The sequence below is a fragment of the Pseudomonas putida genome (assembly GCF_026625125.1).
Lineage (GTDB): Bacteria > Pseudomonadota > Gammaproteobacteria > Pseudomonadales > Pseudomonadaceae > Aquipseudomonas > Aquipseudomonas putida_X.
The window spans coordinates 4,768,811-4,787,935 of record NZ_CP113097.1 but is presented as its reverse complement, the minus strand read 5'-3'; the positions used below and the strand labels follow the sequence as shown (position 1 = coordinate 4,787,935).

The 19,125-nt window shown below is 62.6% G+C and carries 19 protein-coding genes; 11 read left to right on the top strand and 8 right to left on the bottom strand.

Going from position 1 to position 19,125, the window contains the following annotated elements; genetic code table 11:
• The first annotated feature begins 19 nt into the window (after nucleotides 1-19).
• The 8 genes from murA to OSW16_RS21990 all read left to right on the top strand — a co-directional run bounded on the left by murA (nucleotide 20) and on the right by OSW16_RS21990 (nucleotide 7,467).
• Nucleotides 20-1,285 (top strand): UDP-N-acetylglucosamine 1-carboxyvinyltransferase, encoded by a 1,266-nt coding sequence (gene murA / locus OSW16_RS22025; protein WP_241804244.1) that lies wholly within the window; start codon nucleotides 20-22, stop codon nucleotides 1,283-1,285.
• Nucleotides 1,286-1,376: 91 nt separating this feature from the next.
• Complete coding sequence (gene hisG / locus OSW16_RS22020; protein WP_012316063.1) at nucleotides 1,377-2,012, top strand: ATP phosphoribosyltransferase; 636 nt, start codon at nucleotides 1,377-1,379, stop codon at nucleotides 2,010-2,012.
• 126 nt (nucleotides 2,013-2,138) lie between these two features.
• On the top strand, nucleotides 2,139-3,464 hold the full coding sequence (gene hisD, locus OSW16_RS22015; RefSeq protein WP_267818490.1) for a histidinol dehydrogenase: 1,326 nt from the start codon (nucleotides 2,139-2,141) through the stop codon (nucleotides 3,462-3,464).
• Nucleotides 3,465-3,466: 2 nt separating this feature from the next.
• Entirely contained in the window at nucleotides 3,467-4,513 is a 1,047-nt protein-coding gene (hisC, locus tag OSW16_RS22010; RefSeq protein WP_267818488.1) for a histidinol-phosphate transaminase, read from the top strand.
• Between the two features lie 112 nt (nucleotides 4,514-4,625).
• On the top strand, nucleotides 4,626-5,276 hold the full coding sequence (locus tag OSW16_RS22005; RefSeq protein ID WP_267818486.1) for a FadR/GntR family transcriptional regulator: 651 nt from the start codon (nucleotides 4,626-4,628) through the stop codon (nucleotides 5,274-5,276).
• A gap of 13 nt (nucleotides 5,277-5,289) precedes the next feature.
• Complete coding sequence (locus OSW16_RS22000; RefSeq protein ID WP_267818484.1) at nucleotides 5,290-6,570, top strand: CynX/NimT family MFS transporter; 1,281 nt, start codon at nucleotides 5,290-5,292, stop codon at nucleotides 6,568-6,570.
• Between the two features lie 102 nt (nucleotides 6,571-6,672).
• On the top strand, nucleotides 6,673-7,143 hold the full coding sequence (locus OSW16_RS21995) for a nuclear transport factor 2 family protein (protein ID WP_267818482.1): 471 nt from the start codon (nucleotides 6,673-6,675) through the stop codon (nucleotides 7,141-7,143).
• A gap of 36 nt (nucleotides 7,144-7,179) precedes the next feature.
• The gene (locus tag OSW16_RS21990) at nucleotides 7,180-7,467 is read left to right on the top strand and encodes a GIY-YIG nuclease family protein (protein ID WP_372490506.1); all 288 of its coding nucleotides are present in this window, start codon (nucleotides 7,180-7,182) and stop codon (nucleotides 7,465-7,467) included.
• Here the strand turns inward: OSW16_RS21990 and yejK are convergent, their stop codons facing one another.
• Nucleotides 7,468-8,475, bottom strand: a complete 1,008-nt coding sequence (gene yejK, locus OSW16_RS21985; protein WP_267818479.1) for a nucleoid-associated protein YejK — start codon at nucleotides 8,473-8,475, stop codon at nucleotides 7,468-7,470. It abuts the gene before it with no gap.
• A gap of 393 nt (nucleotides 8,476-8,868) precedes the next feature.
• Between yejK and OSW16_RS21980 the strand changes: the two genes are divergently transcribed.
• Nucleotides 8,869-9,150 carry an HU family DNA-binding protein gene (locus OSW16_RS21980; protein ID WP_012316055.1) on the top strand — a complete coding sequence of 94 codons (282 nt, stop codon included), beginning with the start codon at nucleotides 8,869-8,871 and terminating at the stop codon, nucleotides 9,148-9,150.
• A gap of 51 nt (nucleotides 9,151-9,201) precedes the next feature.
• Here the strand turns inward: OSW16_RS21980 and rlmF are convergent, their stop codons facing one another.
• The 5 genes from rlmF to OSW16_RS21955 all read right to left on the bottom strand — a co-directional run bounded on the left by rlmF (nucleotide 9,202) and on the right by OSW16_RS21955 (nucleotide 15,615).
• Nucleotides 9,202-10,152, bottom strand: coding sequence for a 23S rRNA (adenine(1618)-N(6))-methyltransferase RlmF (gene rlmF / locus OSW16_RS21975; RefSeq protein ID WP_267818477.1), 951 nt, complete (start codon nucleotides 10,150-10,152; stop codon nucleotides 9,202-9,204).
• 121 nt (nucleotides 10,153-10,273) lie between these two features.
• Nucleotides 10,274-13,120: a valine--tRNA ligase gene (locus OSW16_RS21970; protein ID WP_267818475.1), complete on the bottom strand. Its 2,847-nt coding sequence runs from the start codon at nucleotides 13,118-13,120 to the stop codon at nucleotides 10,274-10,276.
• 138 nt (nucleotides 13,121-13,258) lie between these two features.
• Nucleotides 13,259-13,636 (bottom strand): DNA polymerase III subunit chi, encoded by a 378-nt coding sequence (locus OSW16_RS21965; protein ID WP_267818473.1) that lies wholly within the window; start codon nucleotides 13,634-13,636, stop codon nucleotides 13,259-13,261.
• A 5-nt stretch (nucleotides 13,637-13,641) separates the two neighbouring features.
• A complete protein-coding gene (locus tag OSW16_RS21960) occupies nucleotides 13,642-14,070 on the bottom strand; it encodes a DNA polymerase III subunit chi (RefSeq protein WP_241804255.1) in 429 nt (142 codons plus the stop codon).
• A gap of 51 nt (nucleotides 14,071-14,121) precedes the next feature.
• Nucleotides 14,122-15,615, bottom strand: coding sequence for a leucyl aminopeptidase (locus tag OSW16_RS21955; RefSeq protein WP_267818470.1), 1,494 nt, complete (start codon nucleotides 15,613-15,615; stop codon nucleotides 14,122-14,124).
• Nucleotides 15,616-15,904: 289 nt separating this feature from the next.
• On the opposite strand from OSW16_RS21955, the gene lptF reads away from it, so the two are divergent.
• Nucleotides 15,905-17,020 (top strand): LPS export ABC transporter permease LptF, encoded by a 1,116-nt coding sequence (lptF, locus tag OSW16_RS21950; protein WP_267818468.1) that lies wholly within the window; start codon nucleotides 15,905-15,907, stop codon nucleotides 17,018-17,020.
• Nucleotides 17,013-18,074, top strand: coding sequence for an LPS export ABC transporter permease LptG (gene lptG / locus OSW16_RS21945; RefSeq protein WP_267818466.1), 1,062 nt, complete (start codon nucleotides 17,013-17,015; stop codon nucleotides 18,072-18,074). The genes lptF and lptG overlap by 8 nt, the downstream gene beginning before the upstream one ends.
• 191 nt (nucleotides 18,075-18,265) lie before the next feature.
• Here the strand turns inward: lptG and OSW16_RS21940 are convergent, their stop codons facing one another.
• Together OSW16_RS21940 and OSW16_RS21935 are read right to left on the bottom strand one after the other, a co-directional pair.
• Nucleotides 18,266-18,754, bottom strand: coding sequence for an RDD family protein (locus tag OSW16_RS21940; RefSeq protein WP_267818464.1), 489 nt, complete (start codon nucleotides 18,752-18,754; stop codon nucleotides 18,266-18,268).
• A gap of 91 nt (nucleotides 18,755-18,845) precedes the next feature.
• A complete protein-coding gene (locus OSW16_RS21935) occupies nucleotides 18,846-19,058 on the bottom strand; it encodes a cold-shock protein (protein WP_012316046.1) in 213 nt (70 codons plus the stop codon).
• Nucleotides 19,059-19,125 lie beyond the last annotated feature (67 nt).

Sequence of the window (19,125 nt, the reverse complement as noted above, 5' to 3'; positions counted from 1 at the left end):
ACTTGGCGGCGAGACTCCAATGGACAAACTGATTATTACTGGCGGCGCTCGCCTTGACGGCGAGATCCGCATTTCGGGCGCGAAGAACGCGGCCCTGCCGATTCTGGCGGCGACTCTGCTGGCTGACGGCCCGGTCACCGTGGGCAACCTGCCACACCTGCACGACATCACCACCATGATCGAGCTGTTCGGCCGCATGGGCATCGAGCCTGTGATCGACGAAAAGCTGGCGGTGGAAATCGACCCACGTACCATCAAGACCCTGGTCGCGCCGTACGAGCTGGTCAAGACCATGCGCGCCTCGATCCTGGTGCTTGGCCCGATGGTTGCCCGGTTCGGCGAGGCCGAAGTAGCCCTGCCAGGCGGTTGCGCTATTGGTTCGCGGCCGGTCGACCTGCACATCCGCGGCCTGGAGGCCATGGGTGCCAAGATCGAAGTCGAAGGCGGCTACATCAAGGCCAAGGCGCCTGAAGGTGGCCTGCGCGGCGCGCACTTCTTCTTCGATACCGTCAGCGTGACCGGTACCGAAAACATCATGATGGCTGCTGCCCTGGCCAAGGGCCGCAGTGTGCTGCAGAACGCCGCACGCGAGCCGGAGGTGGTCGACCTGGCCAACTTCATCAACGCCATGGGCGGCAAAGTGCAAGGCGCTGGCACCGACACCATCACCATCGATGGCGTCGAGCGTTTGCATTCGGCCAACTACCGCGTGATGCCCGACCGTATCGAGACCGGTACTTACCTGGTCGCTGCGGCCGTCACCGGTGGCCGTGTCAAGGTCAAGGACACCGATCCGACCATCCTTGAAGCCGTGCTGGAAAAGCTCAAGGAAGCCGGTGCCGACCTGACCACCGGCGAGGACTGGATCGAGCTCAACATGCATGGCAAGCGGCCCAAAGCCGTCAACCTGCGTACCGCCCCGTACCCGGCGTTCCCGACCGACATGCAGGCGCAGTTCATCTCGCTCAACGCCATCGCCGAAGGCACCGGCGCGGTCATCGAGACGATCTTCGAGAACCGCTTCATGCACGTGTACGAAATGCACCGCATGGGCGCGCAGATCCAGGTCGAGGGCAATACCGCCATCGTGACCGGCGTGCCGGCACTCAAGGGTGCCCCGGTCATGGCCACCGACCTGCGGGCTTCCGCCAGCCTCGTGCTGTCAGCGCTGGTCGCCGAAGGCGATACCCTGATCGATCGCATTTATCACATCGACCGTGGTTACGAGTGCATCGAAGAGAAACTGCAGATGCTGGGTGCGAAGATCCGTCGCGTACCGGGCTAATGCCTCGTCGGCGCAAGGATGCGCCCATTGAATTGAACACGGCCGGGTCGATGACCGGGCCGGTTGTAGCCGCTTAAGGACCGACGTTCCAATGTTGACCATCGCGCTTTCCAAAGGCCGCATCCTCGACGATACCCTGCCGTTGCTGGCCGAGGCCGGTATCGTGCCGACCGAGAATCCGGACAAGAGCCGCAAGCTGATCATTCCCACCACCCAGGACGACGTACGGCTGCTGATCGTGCGCGCCACCGACGTGCCGACTTACGTCGAGCATGGTGCCGCCGACCTCGGTGTGGCGGGCAAGGACGTGCTGATGGAGTACGGCGGCCAGGGCTTGTATGAGCCGCTGGACCTGCAGATCGCCCGCTGCAAGCTGATGACCGCAGGCGTGGTCGGTGCGCCCGAGCCCAAGGGCCGCCTGCGCGTTGCAACCAAGTTCGTCAACGTAGCCAAGCGCTATTACGCCGAGCAAGGTCGCCAGGTCGACATCATCAAGCTGTACGGTTCGATGGAACTGGCGCCGCTGATCAATCTCGCCGACAAGATCATCGACGTCGTCGACACCGGCAACACGCTGCGCGCCAACGGCCTGGAGCCCCAGGACCTGATCGCCACGATCAGCTCGCGCCTGGTGGTCAACAAGGCGTCCATGAAGATGCAGCACGCCCGCATCCAGAGCCTGATCGACACCCTGCGTCAAGCTGTCGAATCGCGACACCGCGGCTGACTCGAACGCGCGACCTCTGCTGTCGCGCCCGTCTATCCGCGTCATAGCCACTTTTCTCGGGTGCCCGCGCGGATGGACTGGTAGCCTAGGGCGCCTGAGCATTCGCTAATAATCGAGGCCCTCGTCATGACCGTGTCTACTGCAATTGCCCGTCTCAACGCCGCTGATCCGGATTTCGCCCGACATCTGGATCATCTGCTGAGCTGGGAAAGTGTGTCCGATGACGCGGTCAACCAGCGCGTGCTCGACATCATCAAGGCCGTGCGTGAGCGCGGCGATGCGGCGCTGGTGGAATTCACCCAGCGTTTCGACGGCGTTGCCGCCAACAGCATCGAAGACCTGATCCTGGGTCGCGAGCGCCTGGAACTGGCCCTGACCCGCATCACCGACGCCCAGCGTACAGCCCTTGAGAAAGCCGCCGAGCGCGTGCGTATCTACCACGAGCGGCAGAAGCAGGACTCCTGGCAGTACACCGAGGCCGACGGTACCGTATTGGGCCAGAAGGTGACCCCGCTCGATCGCGCCGGCTTGTATGTACCTGGCGGTAAAGCGTCCTACCCGTCGTCGGTACTGATGAACGCCATCCCGGCCAAGGTCGCGGGTGTGGCTGAAGTGGTCATGGTGGTGCCGACGCCGCGCGGTGAAGTCAACGAGCTGGTACTGGCTGCTGCCTGCATTGCGGGTGTCGACCGCGTGTTCACCGTGGGTGGTGCTCAAGCAGTCGCGGCCCTGGCCTATGGCACCGAGAGCGTGCCGCAGGTGGACAAGATCGTCGGCCCAGGCAACATCTACGTGGCCACCGCCAAGCGTCATGTGTTTGGCCAGGTCGGTATCGACATGATCGCCGGCCCTTCGGAAATCCTCGTGGTGTGTGACGGCCAGACGGACCCCGACTGGATCGCCATGGACCTGTTCTCCCAGGCCGAACACGACGAAGACGCCCAGGCCATCCTGGTCAGCCCGGATGCCGGGTTCCTCGACCGTGTGGCCGCCAGTATCGACAAGCTGATGCCAACCATGGAGCGCGCCGAGATCATCGAGAAATCGATCAATGGCCGGGGCGCGTTGATCCAGGTGCGCGACATGCAGCAAGCCATCGAGGTGGCCAACCGTATTGCCCCTGAACACCTGGAACTGTCGGTCGCCGATCCGCAGGCCTGGCTGGGGCAGATCCGGCACGCCGGCGCTATCTTCATGGGCCGTCACACCAGCGAGGCGCTCGGCGACTACTGCGCCGGCCCCAACCATGTGCTGCCGACGTCCGGTACCGCGCGTTTCTCGTCGCCACTGGGGGTTTATGACTTCCAGAAGCGTTCGTCGATCATCTTCTGCTCCGAGCAGGGGGCCTCCGAGCTGGGCCACACCGCCTCGGTCCTGGCCCGTGGCGAGTCCCTGACCGCCCACGCCCGCAGCGCCGAATACCGTATCCTGACCCAAGACAAGGGGAACTGAGCATGAGTCGATTCTGGAGCCCCTTCGTCAAGGACCTGGTGCCTTACGTCCCCGGTGAACAGCCCAAGCTGGCCCGGTTGGTCAAGCTCAACACCAACGAAAACCCCTATGGCCCGTCGCCCAAGGCCCTGGAAGCCATGCGCGGCGAGCTGAACGACAACCTGCGTTTGTACCCGGACCCTAACGGTGACCGGCTCAAGCAGGCGGTGGCCGAGTATTACGGCGTTACCACTGGGCAGGTGTTCGTGGGCAACGGCTCGGACGAAGTGCTGGCGCACATTTTCCACGGCCTGTTCCAGCACGGTGGCCCGCTGTTGTTCCCGGACATCAGCTACAGCTTTTACCCCGTGTACTGCGGCCTGTATGGCATCCCGTTCGAGCCGGTGGCGCTGGATGACCAGTTCCAGATCCGTGTCGAGGACTACCACAAGCCCAATGCCGGGATCATCTTCCCCAACCCGAACGCGCCGACCGGTTGCCTGTTGCCGCTGCAGGCGATCGAGCAGCTGTTGCAGGCCAACCGCGACTCGGTGGTGGTGGTGGATGAAGCCTATATCGACTTTGGTGGCCAGACGGCGATCAGCCTGGTTAACCGCTACGACAACCTGCTGGTGACCCAGACCTTGTCCAAGTCGCGCTCGCTGGCCGGCCTGCGGGTCGGCCTGGCGGTAGGGCACCCGGACCTCATCGAGGCGCTGGAGCGGATCAAGAACAGCTTCAACTCCTACCCGCTGGACCGCATGGCGATCGTCGGCGCTGCTGCAGCGTTCGAGGACCAGGCGTACTTCGAAGACACCTGCTGCAAGGTGATCGAAAGCCGTGAGGCACTGGTTGAACAGTTGACTGCCAAGGGCTTCGAGGTGCTGCCATCGGCGGCCAACTTCATCTTCGCCCGCCACCCGCAGGAGGATGCGGCGCAGCTGGCGGCGCGCCTGCGTGAGCAAGGTGTGATTGTGCGCCACTTCAAGCAACAGCGGATTGCTCAGTTCCTGCGTATCACCATTGGTACGCCAGACATGAACCAGGCGCTGATCGACGCGTTGAACTGATACCCAAAGGGGCCGCACTGCGGCCCCTTTGGTTTGGCCGGCACGCTGATTTGATCTGCTATCCACGCTGGCTTAACATACGCAAATTCGTCGGATGATTGGTTGAATAGGCATGGGCAATGAATTGGCCAAGCGATCCTTGGTCGAGCTCGCGGTGGAGCGCATGCGTGAGCGCATTCTCCAAGGTGACTGGCGGGTAGGGCAGCGCTTGCCCACCGAGCCGGAGCTGGCCCTGGAATTGGGCATCAGCCGCAATACCGTGCGTGAGGCCATGCGCGTGCTCGCCTTCAGTGGCCTGGTGGAAATCCGCCAGGGCGATGGCAGCTACCTGCGTACTTGCCTGGACCCACTGCAGGCGGTCCAGGCAATGTCGCGCTGCACGCTGGAACAGGCGAGGGAAACGCGGCACATCCTGGAAACCGAGGCGATAGGCTTGGCAGCACTGCGCCGCACCGACGACGACTTGCGTGCCCTGCGCATCGCGTTGCAGGGCAGCGCCGAACATTTTCATGGTGATGTGGATGCTTACGTCAGTTGCGACCTGGCGTTTCACCAACGCCTTATCGACGCTGCTCACAACCCGGCGCTAAGCGAGTTGTACCGCTATTTCTCGGGTGTCGTGGCTGCCGCGTTGCAGCACAACATGGCCACTGTCCCGCGCTGCCAGGCCACCTTCGATCTGCATGGTCAGATCCTCGACGCCATCGAACAACGCGATCCGGAGCGGGCCAAGAGCCTGAGCCGGACCCTCATCGAATCCTGACCACGAGAAGGCCATGGCTGAACCAATGACCCGTGACACACCTGCCCGCGAGCGCGAGCTGGATGAACTGCTGATCGATGCCGAAGCCGATGATGCGCAAGTGCAGGGCCGGCCTGTGGTGCTGCAGCGGCCCTGGTTGCTGTTGTTGGGCCTGGTACTGGTTGCCTTGAACCTGCGCCCGGCGCTGTCCAGCATGGCCCCGGTACTTGGCCTGGTCAGTGAAAGCCTTGGCCTCAGTGCCTCTGAAGCGGGGCTGCTGACGACCTTGCCAGTGCTCTGCCTGGGGCTGTTCGCGCCCCTTGCACCGCTGCTTGCGCGGCGTTGGGGCAGCGAGCGGGTGATCCTCGGCATCTTGCTGACGCTGGCGCTGGGCATCGTGCTGCGCAGTGCGTTGGGTACCACCGGGGTATTTCTTGGCAGCATCATGGCCGGCGCCAGCATTGGCATCATCGGCGTGCTGTTGCCTGGTATCGTCAAGCGTGATTTTCCCAGCCACGCCGGCACCTTGACGGGGGTCTACACCATGGCCCTTTGCCTGGGCGCAGCCATGGCGGCAGGCGCCACGGTGCCGCTGACCGAGCACTTGCACGGCAGTTGGGCCTTGGGCCTGGGGTTCTGGATGATCCCGGCATTGCTGGCCATGCTGGTCTGGTCGCCCCAGGCGCACCAAGGGCACGGCATGCACAAGGTGGCTTACCGGGTGAAAGGGCTGTGGCGTGATCCGCTGGCCTGGCAGGTAACCCTGTACATGGGCCTGCAGTCATCGCTGGCCTACATCGTGTTCGGCTGGTTGCCGTCTATCCTCATCGGCCGTGGCCTGAGCCCGACCGAGGCGGGCCTGGTGCTCTCCGGTTCGGTGATCGTGCAACTGGTCAGCTCGCTGAGTGCGCCCTGGCTGGCCACACGGGGCAAAGACCAGCGGTTGGCAATCGTGCTGGTCATGCTCATCACCCTCGCCGGCCTGTTCGGTTGCCTGTATGCGCCGCTGTCTGGTCTGTGGGGCTGGGCGGTGCTGCTGGGGCTGGGGCAGGGCGGTACGTTTGCCTTGGCGCTGACGCTGATCGTGCTGCGCTCCAAAGACGCCCACGTGGCGGCCAACCTGTCGAGCATGGCCCAGGGCGTGGGCTACACCCTTGCCTCGATGGGCCCCTTTGCCGTGGGGTTGGTGCATGACATGACGGGCGGCTGGGCCGCCGTGGGCTGGATCTTTGCCGTGCTGGGCGTGGGAGCCATTGTGTTCGGCCTTGGGGCGGGGCGGGCGCGGCATGTCAACGTGAGCAGCGAAAGGCTTTGAGGCGTGCAGTGATCCAGCCTGCATTCACGTTGCAAATGGGCATGGCATTGCCGCTGCCCACAGATTATCGTGCAGCTTTCCATTCCCAGGACGGGCCTGCCCATGAGCGATGCCAACCGTGACCTGATCACCCGCTTCTATCAAGCTTTCCAGCGCCTGGACGCTGAAGCGATGGTGGCTTGCTACAGCGAGGACATCGTCTTCAGTGACCCGGTTTTCGGTACCCTGCGCGGCCGTGATGCCGGTGACATGTGGCGGATGCTCACCACACGGGCCAAGGATTTCTCTCTGACATTCGACCATGTCCGCGCAGACGAGCGCAGCGCCTGCGCACATTGGGTGGCGACGTACCTGTTCAGCCAGACCGGCCGTACCGTGGTCAACGATATTCAGGCGCGCTTCGTCATCCGCGACGGGTTGATCTGCCAGCACGATGACAGCTTCGACCTGTGGCGCTGGTCGCGTCAGGCGTTGGGTGCCCCCGGTGTGTTGCTGGGGTGGTCGCCCATGCTGCAGAACAAAGTGCGCCAGCAGGCATTCAAAGGGCTGCGTGCGTTTCAGCAGGCGAAGTGAGCGGTTAAGCTGTGCGCTTCGCAGCCAGGCACAAGCATCGTGAGCGACGTATCGGAAAAACCCATCTGCAAACCTTGGTATGTCTACCTGGTGCGCGCTGCCAATGGATCGCTGTACTGCGGCATCAGTGATGATCCGCAGCGGCGTTTCGTGGCGCATCAGAAAGGGCAGGGGGCGCGGTATTTCAAGACCAGCCCGGCGCAGGCGCTGGTCTACGTCGAGCAATGGCCGGACAAGGGCGAGGCATTGCGCCAGGAGCGCCTGGTGAAGAAGTTGCGCAAAGCAGCCAAGGAGGCGTTGGTCGCCTCCTATGCCAACGGTTGATCAGTCCTTGCGGCGCTTGAGCTGGTCCACCAGCTGCGTCGGCAGGCCTTTGATGATCAGTGTACCCGCCGCCTCGTCATACTCCACCTTGTCCCCCAGCAGATGCGCTTCGAAGCTGATCGACAGGCCTTCGGCACGCCCGGTGAAGCGGCGAAACTGGTTGAGGGTACGTTTGTCCGCCGGGATCTCTGGCGACAGGCCGTAGTCCTTGTTGCGGATATGGTCGTAGAAGGCCTTGGGGCGGTCTTCGTCGATCAGGCTGGACAGCTCTTCCAAGGTTACCGGCTCGCCCAGTTTGGTCTGGGTGGTGGCGTAGTCGACCAGGGTCTGGGTCTTTTCGCGTGCGGCTTCTTCCGGCAGGTCCTCGCTTTCAACGAAGTCGCTGAACGCCTTGAGCAGGGTACGGGTTTCGCCTGGGCCGTCGACGCCTTCCTGGCAGCCGATGAAGTCACGGAAGTAGTCCGAAACCTTCTTGCCATTCTTGCCCTTGATGAACGAGATGTACTGCTTGGAGTTCTGGTTGTTCTTCCACTCCGACAAGTTGATACGTGCCGCCAGGTGCAACTGGCCCAGGTCCAGGTGCCGCGAAGGCGTCACATCCAGCTCGGCGTTCACCGCCACGCCTTCGCTGTGGTGCAGCAGAGCGATGGCCAGGTAGTCGGTCATGCCTTGCTGGTAGTGGGCAAACAGGATGTGGCCGCCAGTGGACAGGTTGGATTCTTCCATCAGTTTTTGCAGATGCTCAACGGCAACGCGGCTGAAGGCGGCAAAGTCCTTTTCTTCTTCCAGGTACTGCTTGAGCCAGCCGCTCAGCGGGTAGGCGCCGGATTCACCGTGGAAGAAGCCCCAGGCTTTGCCCTGCTTGGCGTTGTAGCTGTCGTTGAGGTCGGCCAGCAGGTTTTCGATAGCGTCCGATGCACCCAGCTCGGTATCCCGTGCGTGGAGCACGGCGGGGCTGCCATCGGGCTTCTTGTCGATCAGGTGAACGATGCAATGACGGATTGGCATGGAATTCTCGGTCAGTCGTGGGCGGCCAGGCGCCGCGCTGCAAAAGTGGGGAAGTTTACCGCAGACGGCAGGTGATGCAGTGGCCGGATGTTGGCAGAAATGCCGGTTGTTGTTTTTTTGTTCAATTTTTAGCGAATTTGGCTAAAACCCCCGAAAAACCTGCACTAAATTGAAGCGAGCAGCGGATATTTATCCATTCCTGTGGTAGCTTTGCGCGGTCTTGCGCACCTCGGGTGGCGCATTGCTGGCAGCGCACTTGCGCCGTGTCGAACCAAACGCCGATTTGTGCATCTACATGCCCGATTGGCGCGGCCCTCCAGACTTCAGGGGCTGGCCCGATAACGTCGTAGAGCGCTGCATAACCACTGAATTTGATAGGGAAGGAACACCACCATGGCATTGACCAAAGACCAACTGATTGCCGATATCGCCGAGTCGATCGCTCAGCCGAAAGCCACCGCCAAAAACGCTCTGGAGCAACTGGGCCAGATCGTTGCCGACCAGCTGGAAAACGGCGCTGAAATCACTCTGCCAGGCATCGGCAAGCTGAAAGTCTCCGAGCGTCCTGCCCGTACCGGCCGCAACCCTTCGACTGGCGCCGCCATCGAAATCGCTGCCAAGAAAGTCGTCAAGTTCGTGCCGGCCAAGTCGCTGACCGACGCTATCAACAAGTAATTCGTTGATGCATTGACGAAACCGCGCCCGGCTTGCCCGGGCGCGGTTTTTTCATGCCTGTGATTTGCGTCGGGCGTTCCAGGCCTGGCGTTGGCCATGGTCGTGGAAGCTCCACGCAACCATACGGCTTTGTTTCTGCCCCTGGCCCATCTCAACGATGCGTACGGCCTTGGCCCCGGCTTTTTTCAGCGCCGCTTCGATGCCCGGCAGGTTGCTGGCCTTGGACACCAGGCTGGTGAACCACAATACCTGCAAGGCGTACTGCACGCTTTCGCCAACCAGCTGGCTGACGAAGCGGATCTCGCCACCTTCACACCACAGCTCGTTGTTCTGCCCGCCGAAGTTGAGCACGGGCAGCTTGCGCTTGGGGTCCTGTTTACCGAGGTTCTTCCACTTGCGCTGGCTACCGCGGGTGGCTTCATCGCGGGAGGCGTGGAAGGGCGGGTTGCACAAGGTCAGGTCGAAGCGTTCGTCTTCCTCCAGCAGGCCACCGAGAATGAGCTTGGGATCGTTCTGTTGGCGCAGTGCGATGGCCTTGCTCAGCGTGTTGGCCTGAACGATGGCCTTGGCCGAGGCCAGTGCCACAGGGTCGATGTCCGAGCCAAGGAAGCGCCAGCGGTAATCGCTGTGGCCGAGCAGCGGGTAGATGCAGTTGGCACCCACGCCAATGTCCAGGGCGCGCACCTGAGCGCCTTTGGGCACTTCACCTGCGTTGTCTTCGGCCAGCAGGTCGGCGGCGACGTGAATGTAGTCGGCGCGGCCCGGTATCGGCGGGCACAGGTAATCGGCGGGAATGTCCCAGTGCTGGATGCCGTACTGGGCCTTGAGCAAGGCGCGGTTGAACACCCGCACGGCTTCGGGGTTGGCGAAGTCGATGCTGGGTTTACCGTGAGGGTTGGTGATGGTGAAACGAGCCAGGTCCGGGTGGGCCTTGATCAGGCTGGGGAAGTCGTAGCGCCCCTGATGGCGGTTGCGCGGGTGCAGGGTGGGTTTCTGGGTCATGGTGGGTGTCCTGAAAAAGCATCGCCGGCAAGCCGGCTCCCCCAGGTACACCACTGTACGTGTTGGAGCCGGCATGCCGGCGATGGGCTGCCAAAGCAGCCCGCGATGGCTTCACTTTAGGTTACAGCGCAGCGATCCGCGCATGCTGTTCGGTGAAGTTGGCCAGGGCCTGCTCGGCCTCTGCCAGCTTGGCGCGCTCCTTCTCGATCACCGCAGGCGGTGCCTTGTCGACGAAGGCAGCATTCGACAGCTTGCCGCCGACGCGTTGCACTTCACCTTGCAGGCGCTGGATTTCCTTGTTCAGGCGAGCCAGCTCGGCGTCCTTGTCGATCAGGCCAGCCATCGGTACCAGCACCTGCAGATCGCCCACCAGTGCGGTGGCCGACAGCGGCGCTTCTTCGGCCTCGCCGAGCACGGTGAACGACTCGACCTTGGCCAGCTTCTTGAGCAGGGCTTCGTTTTCCTGCAGGCGGCGCTGGTCGTCGGCGTTGGCGTTCTTCAGGAACAGTGGCAGGGGCTTGCCCGGGCCGATGTTCATTTCGGCGCGGATGTTACGCAGGCCGACCATCAGTTCCTTGAGCCATTCGATATCGCCTTCGGCGGCGGCATCGATGCGGCTTTCATTGGCCACTGGCCACGGCTGCAGCATGATGGTCTTGCCGTTGATGCCTGCCAGCGGCGCGATGCGCTGCCAGATTTCTTCGGTGATGAACGGCATGAACGGATGAGCCAGGCGCAGCGCCACTTCCAGCACGCGCACCAAGGTGCGACGGGTGCCGCGCGCGCGCTCTACCGGAGCGTTTTCGTCCCACAGTACCGGCTTGGACAGTTCCAGGTACCAGTCGCAGTACTGGTTCCAGATGAACTCGTACAGGGCTTGGCTGGCCAGGTCGAAACGGAACTGCTCGAGCTGGCGGGTCACTTCGGCTTCGGTGCGTTGCAGCTGCGAGATGATCCAGCGGTCGGCAAGCGACAGCTCGCAGGCTTCGCCGTTCTGCCCGCAGTCCTCGCCCTTGTCCAGCACATAGCGGGCAGCGTTCCAGATCTTGTTGCAGAAGTTGCGATAGCCTTCGACGCGGCCCATGTCGAACTTGATGTCGCGGCCAGTGGAGGCCAGCGAGCAGAAGGTGAAGCGCAGGGCGTCGGTGCCGTAGCTGGCGATGCCTTCTGGGAACTCGGCTTTGGTCTGCTTGGCGATCTTCTCGGCCAGCTTGGGCTGCATCATGCCGCTGGTGCGTTTTTCCAGCAGGGCGTCCAGGGTGATGCCGTCAACGATGTCCAGTGGGTCGAGCACGTTGCCCTTGGACTTGGACATCTTCTGGCCCTGGCCGTCACGTACCAGGCCGTGCACATACACGGTCTTGAACGGGACCTGCGGGGTGCCATCCTCGTTCTTGATCAGGTGCATGGTCAGCATGATCATCCGGGCAACCCAGAAGAAGATGATGTCAAAGCCAGTGACCAGCACGTCGGTGGAGTGGAATTTCTTGAGGAATTCGGTCTGTTCCGGCCAGCCCAGGGTGGAGAAGGTCCACAGGCCCGAGCTGAACCAGGTGTCGAGCACGTCGTCGTCCTGGCGCAGTACCACGTCGGCGCCCAGGTTGTGCTTGGTGCGCACTTCGGCTTCGTTGCGGCCGACATAGACCTGGCCGGCCTCGTCGTACCACGCCGGGATCCGGTGGCCCCACCACAGCTGACGACTGATGCACCAATCCTGGATGTCGCGCATCCAGGAGAAATACATGTTTTCGTACTGCTTGGGCACGAACTGGATGCGGCCATCTTCAACGGCGGCAATCGCAGGTTCGGCCAGCGGCTTGGTGGAAACGTACCACTGGTCGGTCAGCCACGGCTCGATGATGGTGCCGGAGCGGTCGCCTTTCGGTACTTTCAGTGCATGGTCGTCGATGCTGACCAGCAGGCCCTGAGCGTCCAGGTCGGCGACGATCTGCTTGCGCGCAACGAACCGGTCCAGGCCTGCGTACTGGGCGGGCAGGCGGGTGTCCGCCTGCTCATTGACGCTGCCATCGAGGTTGAATGCCTGGGCGGCGGGCAGCACCAGGGCGTTCTTGTCGAAGATGTTGAGCAGCGGCAGGTTGTGGCGCTTGCCGACTTCATAGTCATTGAAGTCGTGGGCCGGGGTGATCTTCACGCAGCCTGTGCCGAACTCGGGGTCGCAGTAGTCATCGGCGATGATCGGGATGCGGCGGCCGACCAGCGGCAATTCGACGAATTTGCCGATCAGGGCCTGGTAGCGCTCATCGTTCGGGTTGACCGCTACCGCCGCATCGCCCAGCAGGGTTTCCGGGCGAGTGGTGGCAACCACCAGGTAATCCTGGCCATCGGCAGTTCTGGCGCCGTCGGCCAGCGGGTAACGCAGGTTCCACAGGTGGCCTTTCTCGTCATGGTTTTCCACTTCGAGGTCGGAGATGGCCGTGTGCAGCTTGGTGTCCCAGTTGACCAGGCGCTTGCCACGGTAGATCAGGCCGTCTTCATGCAGGCGAACGAAGGCTTCCTTGACCGCTTCGGACAGGCCGTCATCCATGGTGAAGCGTTCGCGGCTCCAGTCCACCGACGAGCCCAGGCGACGGATCTGCCGGCTGATATTGCCGCCGGACTGCTCTTTCCATTCCCAGACCTTGTCCAGGAAGGCTTCACGGCCGAGGTCGTGACGGTTCTGGCCCTTGGCTTCGAGCTGGCGCTCGACCAGCATCTGGGTGGCGATACCGGCGTGGTCGGTACCTGGCTGCCACAGGGTGTCGCGGCCTTGCATGCGACGGAAACGGATCAGAGCGTCCATGATCGCGTTGTTGAAACCGTGGCCCATGTGCAGGCTGCCCGTCACGTTCGGTGGCGGGATCATGATGGTGTAGGACTCACCTGCACCTTGTGGAGCGAAATAGTTCTCGGACTCCCAGGTGTTGTACCAGGAAGTTTCGATGGCGTGCGGCTGGTAGGTCTTATCCATGCGCGGCGGGACCCTGTGCATTAATTCGGGAAAGCCGGGAAGTATAACGGAGCTGCGAGCTTCAAGCGACAAGCTGCAAGACCTATGGGCACTCTTCACGGGGTAAACCCGCGAAGAATCCGCCGCGTTTGGCAAGGCTTACTCAGAGCGCTTGATCAGCCGCTCGATACGCGCATCGAGCCGGCGCTTGATCTCGGTTTCGATATGCGGGGTGAAGTCGTTGATCACGTCCTGCATGATCAATTGCGCTGCGGCGCGCAGCTCGGCTTCCAGGTGCAGCAGGGTGTCCTGGCGGCGGGTCTGCGGGTTTTCTTCGGGCTCCGCTTCGGCCGGTGCGGCAGCCGCCTCAGGTGCTGGCAGGGTGTTGCCGGCCGGGGTATCGAGCAGCAGCGGAATCTGCTCCACCGTCTCGGTGAGCAGCGGTGGTTGCAGGTCGGCGTCGCCCAGCAGCTGGCGGATCGACTCGAGGTCGTCAAGCAGATGGGCGGAATCGGGTAGGGCGGAAGGCTTGTCCATCGTCGTCAAAGTCGCTGTAAGCGGTGGTCTTGCAGAGCATAGCCCTGTTCGCGGTAGAAACGGAATCGTTCGCGGGCCGATTGGCGGATATCCGCTTGCTCGACGACGATTTCGGCAACCCGCTCGAATTGCCCGACAAAGCCGGGGACAGCAGCGCCCAGGTTTATCAGCAGATCCCGGTGCTCGCCGGCGTTGTCGGCCAAACCCAAGGCCACGGTGGCGTCAGCGTGGGCCTCTGCCAGGTCGTGGGGTACGAACGCTTCGCCTTTGAACTGCCACAGGCGTTGGTCCAGCTCGCTGCGCTGTTCGGCATCCTGGCAATGCAGGTAGACCCGGTGCCCGAGGCGCCATGCCTTCTCGCACAGCTTGCAGGCGAAATCCAGCCGTGCCGACAGCGAGTCGGTAGGCAGGATGTAGAAATCGACTTTACTCATGGTTCGCTCCGTCGGCCGGTGACGCCTTGGGGCATCACCGGCCTCACGGCATCAGGCGCTGGCGCGGTCGAGCAGGTACTGGGTCAGCAGCGGCACCGGCCGGCCAGTGGCGCCCTTGTCCTTGCCCCCGCTGACCCAGGCGGTGCCGGCGATGTCCAGGTGCGCCCAGTTGTAGGCCTTGGCGAAGCGCGACAGGAAGCAGGCTGCGGTGATGGTGCCGGCCTTCGGCCCACCGATGTTGGCGATGTCGGCGAACGGGCTGTCCAGTTGCTCCTGGTACTCATCGAACAGCGGCAGCTGCCAGGCGCGGTCGTCGGCACGCTTGCCGGCATCGAGCAACTGGCCGATCAGCTCGTCGTTGTTGCCCAGCAGGCCAGCAGTGTGGCTGCCGAGGGCCACGATGCACGCGCCGGTCAGGGTGGCGATGTCGATCACCGCTTGTGGCTTGAAGCGTTCGGCGTAGGTCAGTGCATCGCACAGCACCAGGCGGCCTTCAGCGTCGGTGTTGAGGATTTCAACGGTCTGCCCGCTCATGGTGGTGACGATGTCGCCAGGCCGGGTGGCGTTGCCGCTCGGCATGTTCTCGGCGCAGGCCAGGATGCACACCAGGTTGATCGGTAGCTTCAGTTCGAGCACGGCGCGCAGGGTGCCGAACACGCTGGCGGCGCCACACATGTCGTACTTCATTTCGTCCATGCCGGCGCCGGGCTTGAGGCTGATGCCGCCGGTGTCGAAGGTGATGCCTTTACCGACCAGCACGAAGGGTTTGTCGCTCTTCTTGGCGCCCTGGTATTGCAGGACGATCAGGCGTGGCGGCTGCTCGCTGCCCTGGCCGACCGCGTAGAACGCGCCCATGCCCAGGTCCTTGATCTTCTTTTCGTCGAAGATTTCGACCTTGAGGCCTTTGTGAGCCTTGCCCAGCTCCTTGGCCTGCTCGGCCAGGTAGCTTGGGTGGCAGAGGTTTGGCGGCAGGTTGCCCAGGTCGCGGGTGAAGGCCATGCCGGTGGCGATGGCGGTGGCGTGGCTTGCCGCCCGCTCCACTTCGGCCAGGCCGGCCTTGTCGGTCAGCAGGGTGACCTTTTTCAGCGCGCGTGGCTCGGCTTTCTGGCTCTTGAAGCGGTCGAACACGTACTCGCCATCGAGCAGGGTTTCGGCCAGCAGGCGATATTTGCCGTAGTGGGCATCACGGTTGCTGACGGCGATGTCGTCCAGTGCCAGCACCGCGTCGCTGCCGTTGAGGCCTTTCAGTACGCCGGCAACGCTGGTGACCAGTTTGCGCCAGGCGCGGTCACCGAGGGCGTCGTCCTTGCCGCTGCCCACCAGCAGTACGCGCTCGGCCTTCAGGCCAGGCAGGCTTTGCAGCAGCAGCGTCTGGCCAGGCTTGCCTGCCAGGTCGCCACGCTTGAGTATGGCACTGATGGCGCCGTCGGTGGCCAGGTCTACAGCTTTGGCAACGGCGCCGAGCTTGCGCCCTTCGCCGACCGGTACGACCAGGGTGGCAGTTTTTACGGATGCAGCAGCTACGCTTTTTACAACCAGTTCCATGTCAGGGTCCCCGAATGATCTGTGCAGTTGGCGCTTTGTGTACTTGCGCTCTGGGCGGGCCTGGCCGCGTGGTCGCGCGCCAGTGGAAAAGCTGCCAGTTTGAGCCTGCGGCAAGCGTGCTGACAACCCCGTTGTCAGCCTGGATGCGCGGCCAAGTGACAGGCGCGGTCAATCACAGGATAATGCGCGCACTTTACAAGGAGGTTCGCCCCTGGCGAACCGGCATTGGTCTTGGCTGTCGTAAGCCTTTGTTTGGCAGTCCGCCCCTGACAACCCAGGAGTGTCTGGTTTGATCGTCTTTCGTTATCTCTCCCGCGAGGTCCTGGTGACCTTGAGCGCCGTCAGCGCAGTGCTGCTGGTGATCATCATGAGCGGGCGTTTCATCAAGTACCTGGCCCAGGCGGCCCAGGGCGTGCTCGACCCGAGCGTGCTGTTCCTGATCATGGGCTTCCGCCTGCCCGGTTTCTTGCAACTGATCCTGCCATTGGGGCTGTTCCTCGGCATCCTTCTGGCCTATGGCCGGCTGTATCTGGAAAGCGAGATGACCGTGCTGTCGGCCACTGGCATGAGCCAGCAGCGCCTGCTCGGCCTTACCCTGGCACCCGCGGCGCTGGTCGCCTTGGTAGTCGCCTGGCTGAGCCTGAGCCTGGCGCCACTGGGCGTTGCCCAGGTGCAGCAGATCATTGGCCAGCAGGATGCCCTGACCGAATTCGATACCTTGGTGCCGGGCCGCTTCCAGACCCTGCGCGACGGTTCGCGGGTGACCTACACCGAGCAGTTGACCGATGACCGCAGCAACCTCACCGGTGTGTTCATCTCCGAGAAGCGCTTCAGCCAGGACAAGACCAAGGACCGTGCACCGTCGGTGCTGGTAGCCGAGAAGGGCCACCAGGAAGTACAGGCCGACGGCAATCGCTATCTGGTGCTGCAGAATGGCTACCGCTATGACGGCAACCCTGGCCAGGCCAATTACCGGGCGATCAAGTACGACACTTATGGCGTGCTGTTGCCCAAGCCTGAAGTCAGCGAGGAAGTGACCGAGCGTGAAGCCATTCCTACCTCCCAACTGATCGGCAATGCCGGGCTACGGGAACGTGCCGAGCTGCAATGGCGCATCTCGTTGCCGATCCTGGTATTCATCGTGACCCTGCTGGCAGTGCCGCTGTCCCGGGTCAATCCACGCCAGGGCCGCTTCCTCAAGCTGCTGCCGGCGATCCTTCTGTACATGGCCTACCTGACGATGCTGATTTCCGTACGTGGCGCTCTGGAGAAAGGCAAGCTGCCGATCGCCCTGGGCATGTGGTGGGTGCATGCCCTGTTCCTGCTCATCGGTCTGGGGCTGATGTACTGGGAGCCGCTGCGCCTCAAGCGTGCCGCCCGTCGTGCGGAGGTGGCGCATGGTTAAGCTCGACCGCTACATCGGCCAGAGCGTGTTGCTGGCCATCCTGGCAGTGCTGGGCATCATCCTGGGCCTGGCTTCGTTGTTCGCATTCATCGATGAGATGAGCGACCTGAGCGATACCTATACCGTCATGGATGCGGGCTGGTTCACACTGCTCACGGCCCCCCGCCGGCTGTATGACATGTTGCCGATGGCGGCATTGATCGGCTGCCTGATCGGCCTGGGCAGCCTGGCCAGCAGCAGCGAACTGACCATCATGCGTGCCGCCGGGGTGTCCATCGGGCGTATCGTATGGGCGGTGATGAAGCCCATGCTGGTGCTGATGCTGGTCGGCCTGCTGATTGGTGAGTACGTGGCGCCGATCAGCGAGAACAAGGCCCAGGCCGACCGTTCCCTGGCCCAGGGCGGCGGTGAGGCGCAGAGCTCCAAGCGCGGTATGTGGCACCGTCAGGGTGATGAGTTCGTGCATATCAACTCGGTGCAGCCCAATGGCCTGCTGCTGGGCGTGACCCGCTACCGCTTCGACGAAGCGCGCAAGATCGTCACCTCGAGTTTCGCGCGCCGGGCACGTTACGAGACCGATCATTGGATACTCAGCGATGTCAGTACCACCTACTTCCGTGGCGATCACACCGAAGTGGTGAAGAGCCCGGAAGAACGCTGGGATGTCTCAGTGACCCCACAATTGCTCAATACCGTGGTGCTGGCCCCGGAGTCGTTGTCGATCACCGGGCTTTGGGATTACATCCACTACCTGTCCGAGCAAGGCCTGAACAATGCCCGTTACTGGCTGGCGTTCTGGACCAAGGTGCTGCAGCCGGCGGTGACAGCGGCGTTGGTGTTGATGGCGATTTCGTTCATCTTCGGGCCGCTGCGTTCGGTGACCCTCGGCCAACGCGTGTTCACTGGCGTACTGGTGGGTTTTGTGTTCCGTATTGCCGGCGACCTGCTTGGCCCTTCGAGCCAGGTGTTCGGCTTCCCGCCGCTGTTGGCGGTGGTGATCCCGGCCGGTGTGTGTGCGCTGGCCGGCGTATGGTTACTGCGCCGGGCGGGATGATGGCCTGCTGAGGTGAGAAAGCCGACCTTGAGGTTGATGCCGGTCAGGTAGCGTTAGCAGGGCTGCTATGCAGCCCATCGCCGGCAAGCCGGCTCCCACCGGTACAGCGCAGCCCTCAAGCGAGGCGCGGTACTTGTGGGAGCCGGCTTGCCGGCGATGGGCCGCAAAGCGGTCCCTTAATTGCTTGGCTGTCATTTCGTCTGTTTTGGCACCCGCACCAACTCGGTTTGCGAATAAATGTCATGCCAGCCGCGCTTTCGCTTGTCGATCAGCGACCAGAGAAACCCCAGCCCCAGGCACAGCCATGAGGCGATCGACACGATAAAGCGCAGCAGCGCCTGCCACAGGCTGATTGCGCTGCCATCAGGGTTTTGCACGCGCACGCCCCATACCTGCATGCCCAGAGTCTGCCCGCCGTGGGTCCAGAACTTGGCAAAGAAACCGAACAGCGCAAACAGCAGGATCGTCGACAGCAGCGGGTCGCCGTCCAGGGCACCAGCCTCGGTCAGTTCGCGCATACGCGCCTCGCCGATGATCGCCATCTGGATCATCTTGTAAGCCCCTGCGGTGACGATCAGCAGGGCCGTACACAGCAGGAAATCGTAGAACATCGCCGCCAGGCGCCGGCCCAGGCCGACCGGCGGGAAATCACCTTGGGGTGAAAGCAGAGGCTTGGGCATGCAGGACAGCTCCGAAGGATGAAGCCGTCATTCTACGGGCAAAAAAAAGCCCCTGCACAGGGCAGGGGCTTTCTTCGAAGTCGCGACCGGCTTAGCCGAGGACTTGAACCTTGTCAGCCTGCAGGCCTTTTTGGCCCTGAACTGCTTCGAAGGTGACCTTCTGGCCTTCTTTCAGGCTCTTGAAGCCGTTGCCCTCGATGGCACGGAAGTGCACGAACAGATCAGCACCGCTTTCTGGGGTGATGAAGCCGTAACCTTTCTCGTCATTGAACCACTTGACGGTACCGTTCTGACGCTCAGCCATTGTCTTATTTCCTATGAAGCTTAAATTTGAATGACAGTTACTTTCACGTTATCGAAAGTGAAAGAGT